The sequence below is a fragment of the Bradyrhizobium sp. 62 genome (assembly GCF_023073035.1).
GTDB lineage: Bacteria > Pseudomonadota > Alphaproteobacteria > Rhizobiales > Xanthobacteraceae > Bradyrhizobium.
Genome location: NZ_JADPIT010000002.1, coordinates 65,846 through 73,068, shown reverse-complemented (window position 1 = coordinate 73,068; position 7,223 = coordinate 65,846). Strand labels below are relative to the sequence as shown.

The window sequence follows — 7,223 nt, the reverse complement described above, 5'->3', positions numbered from 1 at the left end:
TTCGGAAGATGGTCGCGGAGCGGCTTCTGAAAGCTGCGGAAGCGGGACAACATTCTCTTGGGGAGCTTCGGTCTGTTGGCCTTCGGGCATTTGAAGAAGCATCCACATGGCCCAGGAGAAGCGCTCAGTAGTGACACGGGCTTGCCGATGATAACCGCTTTCCGCCTAAGGGTGCGATGCAAGAGCCTCAAATCCGCTCCCTCTAGGAATGCCATCGCTGTGGTAGCAGGCCAAGCTTCGTGACCTCCATCCTTGATCCGACAACCGGCCGCACATTTCGAATCTCTGGTGGGGCGGTTGCGGGGGGCAGTCATGGCAATCAGAGGCATCTGAAGTAATGAAGTAGTTGGGTTACACTGCGCTCGGAGTGGTGGTATGGCGTCTGTGCTTCTGGTTGAGGATGAATCGCTGATCCGCATGATGATCGCTGACATGCTGGCGGAGCTAGGTCACAGCCTCGCTGGTGAGGCTAACGATTTGCAAAGCGGGCTTTTGCTTGCTTCTGCGCCCGGTGTTGATGCGGCCATTCTCGACATACAGCTTGGAAGAAATAGCTCTGAACCCATTGCAGAAGCGCTGCGAGGCAGGGGCATTCCTTTTGCCTTCGCGAGCGGATACGGCGCGGGCGGCGTACCCACGGGCTTCAAGGATCATCCGGTCCTTGAAAAGCCATTCCCAATGGACGAGCTTGAGCGCTGTTTAGCGACTCTGTTGCGCTAACAAATGCCGGTCGTTTGTTCCATGACGCGATGAAGGTCTTCTTCAGAGAACGGCTTCCTGAGCAAGGGGAAGCCATCACGCCTTCGTTCCCGGCCGGATAGCTGTAAAACTTTCAGCGATGGGCGAACTCGCGTGGCACGTTCGGCCAATTCATGGCCGTCCATACCCGGCATGTTGATGTCGGTGATCAAGATCGAAACGTCTTCGTTCGTCGCCAGTGTATCGAGAGCTTCGGGGCCGCTATGCGCGCAAACAACTTTGCAACAAGCTCTTCGAGCATGGACGCGATCACGTCGAGCACGCCGGGATCATCATCTACTACTAAAACTGTATGCGTCATGGCGGAACAACCTCGCCTAATTAACCTATGCGAAGGGCTGAGGTTCCCGTTGATGAGCCACAGGCCGCGCGGACAGGGCTAGGCAAGTAACGCCGAGCGGGAAATTCTCAGGGTCCGTATTCAGGAGAGAGAAATTAGCGCGCCGGGTCGTCATCGTTCGGGGATACCTTCCTGCTAACGAGGGCGTTAGCTCTTGGGAGCCTGGGTTAAGTGAGCAGGAGCAGGCGGCGCGCCTGCTCCTTGAGTATCGTGACCAGTGAGACTCCGACGACGAACAAGGCTGCTGCCGCCATAGCGAGAACAATGGCCGCTTTTCCGGTGCCGCCGATGGTTCTCTGCTGTCGCAGCATACTCCTCTAGGCCTCAGACCGTAGGTGTCGGCGCATGAATGCATGGAACCTTTGTTCCATTCGGGCATCTACTAACGGGATAACAGCTGCTGGGAGTAACAAATGGCACAAGCTCTTCGAGAAGACGCACAGGTCGGGGTGGTTGAACCGTCGGTAGCCGGGGTTTCCTGGGCTGCCGTCTTGGCCGGAGCCGTTGCGTCTCTCGCTCTTACGCTCGTGCTTCTATCCTTTGGCGCAGGCATGGGCTTCTCTGTAGTGTCGCCCTGGGGCAATTCGGGTGTGTCCGCGACGACTTTCAAGATCGGAACTGGTCTATATTTCATCGTCATGGCGATGATCTCGTCCGCCGTAGGTGGTTATCTTGCCGGCCGTCTTCGCACGAAGTGGGTCGGCGTGCAGACCACCGAGGTGCACTTCCGGGATACGGCGCATGGCTTTTTGGCTTGGGCGGCCGCCTCGGTTCTCGGCGCTGTGTTGCTGGCTGCTCCGGCAACCACGTTGCTAGGCGGAACGCTTGCTGGCGCGACGCAGGGCGCGGCGAACGCTGCACAGAATTCGCCGATGAGCGGCTACGTCGACACGCTCCTGCGCTCGGATAACCCGTCCTCCCAGGGCCAGCAGACTGGCGACTCGCGTGGTGAGATGGTCCGCCTGTTCACCAACAGCTTCCACAAAGACAACGATGTCAGTCCCGCCGACCGCACCTACGTTGCTAAGGTCGTGTCTGCGCGAACCGGATTAAGCCAGGCGGACGCCGAGAAGCGCGTCAACGAAGTCGTCACTCAGGTGAAAACTGATATCGACGCGGCAAGGAAGGCCGCCATGCAGATTGCGATCTGGCTAACGCTTTCCCTGTTTATCGGCGCCTTTTGCGCATCGCTGGCTGCCACTGAAGGCGGCGGGCTTCGCGACGGCACTTGGGGCAAGAAGGCGTATGCGCCTGCAACCAATCGCTAACCCATCGCAAACGAAAGGAGAGATATCATGCCGATTCTGCTTTGGCTCGTCGGAATCCCGATCCCGCTGATCATTCTCATTATGCTGCTGCGCTAAGTACGCCCACTATTCACAAACGGAGAAGGACGCATGTCTAAGTATCTCGTCGCCGCCTTGCTCACCACGGCCTTGTTCACGTGCTCGGCATCGGCCCAAACTGCCTCGACCAAGACCGCCGCTGATAGTGCCGCCTCGTCGCACAAGGAAGGCGAATGGCGGGCTTCCAAGCTCGTCGGCGTCAACGTCTACAACGAAGCCAACGAGAAGATCGGCGACATCAACGAGGTCATTCTCGACAAGTCGGGCAAGACTGCGAACGTCATCCTGGGTGTTGGTGGATTCCTCGGTATGGGCGAGCATTATGTTGCTGTGCCCTATGAAAAGCTGAAGTGGGTCAACGAGCCCGTTCGCACGTCGACGAGCACGCCGCCCGCCGACAAACCGACGGTAGGCGTCAACAATGCCGGTGCCGCGACTGGAGAAGTCAACCGCTCCAACCGGCCCGTGCGTGCAGCCAACGAAAACTGGTATCCGGACCACGTCGTCTACAACGCGACCAAGGACCAATTGAAGGCCATGCCGCAGTTCAAATACTGAGGCCAACTACGCCGCCTCGGACACTCGGACTGAGGCGGCGATCAGCGGCACCTTGGGTGCCCGCTCTTCGCCTCGCGCGCCATGTCGAGCACGCATTTCGTCCTGGTGAAGAGCGCGCCAGCAAGCCTCAAGCAACCGGGCAACTCATTTGCGGGATGGCGGGCTGTCGTCCTTTGAAGAAGCGGTGCCGGCTGGTTCGTGGCAACGGCCAGCATACTGGAGGCGCAATGCAGTAGGCGCTTCAAACATCGAATTGTGTGATTAACAAGCTTCGATTGCTCTCTTTAGCCGCCGTGGAGAAACAGACCCAGATGGGGAGACCAAGTCCGCTCAAAGAGCATAGCGGGCCAAATCGCGACGTGGAGAGCTTTTGAGCTGTGTTCGAGCGCACACAATAATTTAAGTTAGGGACGCGCTATCCACGTCGATTGCATGATGGGGCGTCGATTGATTCGGGGCTCAAAATGACACAGCAGAAAACGGAAGACGCTGATGCTAATCGTCGACGGCTTGTCGACGAGGCCCGTGCCGCACGAGAGCAGGCGCGGGCGCTTTCAGACGAAGCTGCCATGGCGGTCTACGAGCTGCGCCGATCAATACTGGAGAGCGCCGGCGCGCGAGCCGAGACAAGTGCCCAACGCGAGGCCCGGTCGGAGGGAATGGCGGAGGTTCGGCAGGTAGTGCGGGAATATATCGACCACCAACGTTCGCTGCTGCGGGTCTCTCCACGGGTGCGCCCACTGAACGAGTCACGCGGCACTGGACGGAGGACGTAGCTCGAGACGCAAAGATTCCAAGGTGCATTCCTCACCCCGAGTTTTGGAGCAAAACCGCACGTTCTAGCTTTGGGGCCTTCCGGCGAGAGCACGTTTGTGCCGGGTGACTGTCGCAACGGTCGGGGACGCCTGCGATCCAAGCCGGAAAATGGTTAGGCTTACTGGCTTCCGCCGCACCCTGCCCAGGGAAGGGCGTCCCAGGACCGTTTGCACAGGCGCCGACAAGGCGCGTAAAACCATGAGGGGGGTTACCGCGGGCCGGCTCCGCTGCAGCAAGTGCGCCAAGGCCGGTCGCCGGCCGCCGCCGACGCTGCTACAGTTGGCGCAGCGCCCTCGCCAGGCCGCTCCGGAGACCTGACGATGTGCAACCTCTATTCGATCACCACCAACCAGGCCGCCATCAGCGCGCTGTTCCGCGTCGTCAACCGGTACGTCGGCAACCTGGCGCCGATGCCCGGCGTCTTTCCGGACTACAAGGCGCCGATCGTCCGGACCGGTGTCGAGGGCCGCGAGCTCGCGACCGCGCGCTGGGGCATGCCGTCGTCGTCGAAAGCGCTGATGGACGCCACCAAGAAGCGCGCGGAGAAGCTGCAAGCCAAGGGCAAGACCGTCGATTTCAAGGAATTGCTCCGGATGGAGCCGGACGGCGGCACGACCAACATCCGGAACGTGAAAAGCAAACACTGGACCCGGTGGCTGGGTCCGGAGCACCGCTGCGTGGTGCCGTTCAACAGCTTCAGCGAATTCAACAAGGCCGAGGGCGGCGACATCTGGTTCGCGCTCGACGAGACCCGGCCGCTCGCATGCTTCGCCGGCATCTGGACGAACTGGACCTCGGTCAGGAAGGTGAGGGAGGGCGAGACCACGAACGACCTCTACGCATTCCTGACGACCGAGCCGAACGCCGAAGTGGGCGCCATCCATCCGAAGGCAATGCCGGTGATCCTCACGACGCCGGACGAAGTCGAGACCTGGATGACGGCACCGGCGGACGAAGCCCTGAAGCTGCAGCGGCCCCTCGCGGATGGGACGCTCCGGATTGTCGCGCGAGGCGTGAAGGAAGATGCCGCGCCGGCGACGGCCGAAGTTCCGGACAGTGGTCACCTGTAGCCGTCTAGGCGCTTGACTCCGAGGACGGCATTCGAACAAAAATAGAACAAACGATTCCTGCCGCGAAGGTCCGCTTGGCCAAACTGCCTCAACTGCCCGTCTACTATTATCTCGACCACTTCGCCGAAATGCTGGGGTTTGTGCAGCGGACGTACGCCCCCGTGCTTGGTCCGGAGCACCACGCCTTCATAGCGCGGTTCGAGGGCCTATCGAGAGATGCACGATGTCTGCTGGTCCGAATGATCAATAGGCGTGGTGCCATATTCAACCGATCGCTGTTCAACTACCCCGAGATCGATTGCGTCGAGCGTGCGGCATCTGATCTGACTGCGGCCGGTCACGCACGCGAACTCGGCGAGGCGGACTATGCGGCCTTCGTCTCATGCCTGCCAAAGGACATCCTCGTCACCGGAGCGCAGGCGGCCGGGCGAGGGGACGTCCGCAAATCCTGGTCGAAGCCGAAGTTCATCGACTATTATCTACAAAGCATCCCTTTTCCGGTGGCCGCGCAGCACTGCGGCGCCCGCAACTTCATCGCGCTCGACGGGACGTGGCCGGTCGAGTTCCTGCTCTATCTGTATTTCGGCAAGACCGAGGTAGATCTGAAAAACTTCGCGCTGCGCGACTTGGGCATACTCCGCACCAACCGCGAGACTTCGTTCAGCGCGCGCTTCACCGATGCGGAAGAGGCGCTCGCCTCGTTCCATTACAGCCGGGTTCTGGACAGCCTGGACGACGGAACGGAGACCGCGCACAGGCGGGCCGCCATCGACGTGCTCGCCGGGCCTGCCTGCACGACGCAGTTCGCCGCCGATCTCCGCAGCCGAGCTGCGCATCGGACGGGGCTTTTCTTCGAGAAGGCGGGCGAGAACGATCTCGCCCGGCAGCTCTACCGTGCCGGGCCTTCCCCCGACTGCAACGAGCGCCTGGTTCGTCTGCTCTACAACACGGGCGACAAGGCCGAGGCCGAAACGCTGCTGCAGCGGATGATCGATGATCCCGGCAGCGATGGCGAACACCTCTTCGCCACCGATTTCTACGCCCGAAAGTTCGGTGGACAGCGTACAGGTCTCTGTACCGAACTTCTGCGGTCCGGGCGAACGATCACCGTCGACGATACGCATCGCGGCAATCCAGAAGCAGGCGTCGCCGGCGTTCTGCGGCGCGAGGGCACCAAGGTTTTCTTCACCGAGAATGTGCTGTGGCACACCCTGTTCGGGCTTCTCTTCTGGGACGAGCTCTTCGAGAGCACCCGGATGCCCAGCGGGTTCGACTGGCTACCCCATTGCCTAAAGGACCGCAGCTTCCGTCGGCTCTTCGCCGTGCCGATCGAGGAGAAACTGGCCACCATCGCATCCAGAGCTTCTCTTCCGTTGATCCTCCGCACCGTCGCAGCAAAATGGGGCCGCCCGAATGGGGTCTTCAGCTGGGATCATGTGCAAGTGGAGGCGCTGCGCGCGCTGCTCGAAGGATCCGATTCGGCCGGCATCGCCGGCATCATCGGCAGCATGTGCGACGATTTCCGCGGCATGCGGGACGGTTTCCCCGATCTGATGCTGGTGCAGGACGGCAAAGCGTCCTTTATGGAGGTCAAGGCCGAGGGGGACGTGATCCGCCGCAACCAGCTGACCCGCCTCCGCCAGCTCGGCGCCGCCGGGATCATCGCCGAGATCGGCCGGGTGGATTATCGTTTCGACCCCGAGCAGGACTACGTGGTGGTCGACATCGAGACGACCGGCTCCTGGTCGAATGGCGATCGCATCACCGAGATCGGCGCGGTGAAGGTTCGCAATCACTGTGTCGTCGACGAGTGGCATTCTCTCATCAATCCTCAGCGTTCCATTCCCGCAAAGATCGTTCAGCTGACCGGCATCACGAATGAAATGGTTCGGGACGCACCTGTGTTCGCGGAGGTAGCGGACCGATTCATGGAGTTCATGGCGGACGGCATTTTCGTCGCCCATAATGTCAGCTTCGACTACGGTTTCATGGCCTACGAATTCGAAAGGATCGCGCGGCGCTTCAGATTCCCCAAGCTCTGCACGTGCGCCGGAATGCGGCGGCGCTTTCCGGGACACAGGTCGTACGGACTTGGGAAACTTTGCGAGATATATGGCATCTCGCTCGATAATCATCATCGAGCCTTATGCGATGCGCGGGCGTCGGCGCAGTTGTTGAATCTCATCAACAAGAAGCGGAGCGAAGAGGGTTACCGCGAAGCAGCATAGCAATTCATAACTGTCAATCGGCTTGCAAATTTGACCCCCGCATTGCCTCACCCAGAATGTTACTGGACAACTTCTCGCCGGTGAATGCAGCGGCGCCACCAAATTG

Annotated in this window: 6 protein-coding genes; 5 read left to right on the top strand and 1 reads right to left on the bottom strand. The window is 60.5% G+C overall.

Going from position 1 to position 7,223, the window contains the following annotated elements:
- The first annotated feature begins 375 nt into the window (after positions 1 to 375).
- Positions 376 to 720 (top strand): response regulator, encoded by a 345-nt coding sequence (locus IVB47_RS00340; protein ID WP_247459256.1) that lies wholly within the window; start codon positions 376 to 378, stop codon positions 718 to 720.
- Here IVB47_RS00340 and IVB47_RS00335 read toward each other — a convergent pair.
- Positions 717 to 938: a response regulator gene (locus IVB47_RS00335; RefSeq protein WP_247459531.1), complete on the bottom strand. Its 222-nt coding sequence runs from the start codon at positions 936 to 938 to the stop codon at positions 717 to 719. The two genes, IVB47_RS00340 and IVB47_RS00335, sit on opposite strands and share 4 nt — an antisense overlap.
- Positions 939 to 1,512: 574 nt before the next feature.
- Here IVB47_RS00335 and IVB47_RS00330 point away from each other — a divergent pair.
- The 4 genes from IVB47_RS00330 (at position 1,513) to IVB47_RS00315 (ending at position 7,117) form a co-directional block, all read left to right on the top strand.
- The gene (locus tag IVB47_RS00330; protein WP_247459255.1) at positions 1,513 to 2,367 is read left to right on the top strand and encodes a hypothetical protein; all 855 of its coding nucleotides are present in this window, start codon (positions 1,513 to 1,515) and stop codon (positions 2,365 to 2,367) included.
- 129 nt (positions 2,368 to 2,496) lie between these two features.
- Positions 2,497 to 3,003: a PRC-barrel domain-containing protein gene (locus IVB47_RS00325; RefSeq protein WP_247459254.1), complete on the top strand. Its 507-nt coding sequence runs from the start codon at positions 2,497 to 2,499 to the stop codon at positions 3,001 to 3,003.
- Positions 3,004 to 4,139: 1,136 nt separating this feature from the next.
- Complete coding sequence (locus IVB47_RS00320) at positions 4,140 to 4,889, top strand: SOS response-associated peptidase family protein (protein WP_247459253.1); 750 nt, start codon at positions 4,140 to 4,142, stop codon at positions 4,887 to 4,889.
- 74 nt (positions 4,890 to 4,963) lie between these two features.
- The gene (locus IVB47_RS00315) at positions 4,964 to 7,117 is read left to right on the top strand and encodes an exonuclease domain-containing protein (RefSeq protein WP_247459252.1); all 2,154 of its coding nucleotides are present in this window, start codon (positions 4,964 to 4,966) and stop codon (positions 7,115 to 7,117) included.
- Positions 7,118 to 7,223 lie beyond the last annotated feature (106 nt).

Excerpts from the sequence above, each read along its gene's own strand:
- IVB47_RS00330 (WP_247459255.1), top strand. The coding sequence starts at position 1,513 with ATGGCACAAGCTCTTCGAGAAGACGCACAGGTCGGGGTGGTTGAACCG.
- IVB47_RS00325 (WP_247459254.1), top strand. The coding sequence starts at position 2,497 with ATGTCTAAGTATCTCGTCGCCGCCTTGCTCACCACGGCCTTGTTCACG.
- IVB47_RS00320 (WP_247459253.1), top strand. The coding sequence starts at position 4,140 with ATGTGCAACCTCTATTCGATCACCACCAACCAGGCCGCCATCAGCGCG.
- IVB47_RS00340 (WP_247459256.1), top strand. The coding sequence starts at position 376 with ATGGCGTCTGTGCTTCTGGTTGAGGATGAATCGCTGATCCGCATGATG.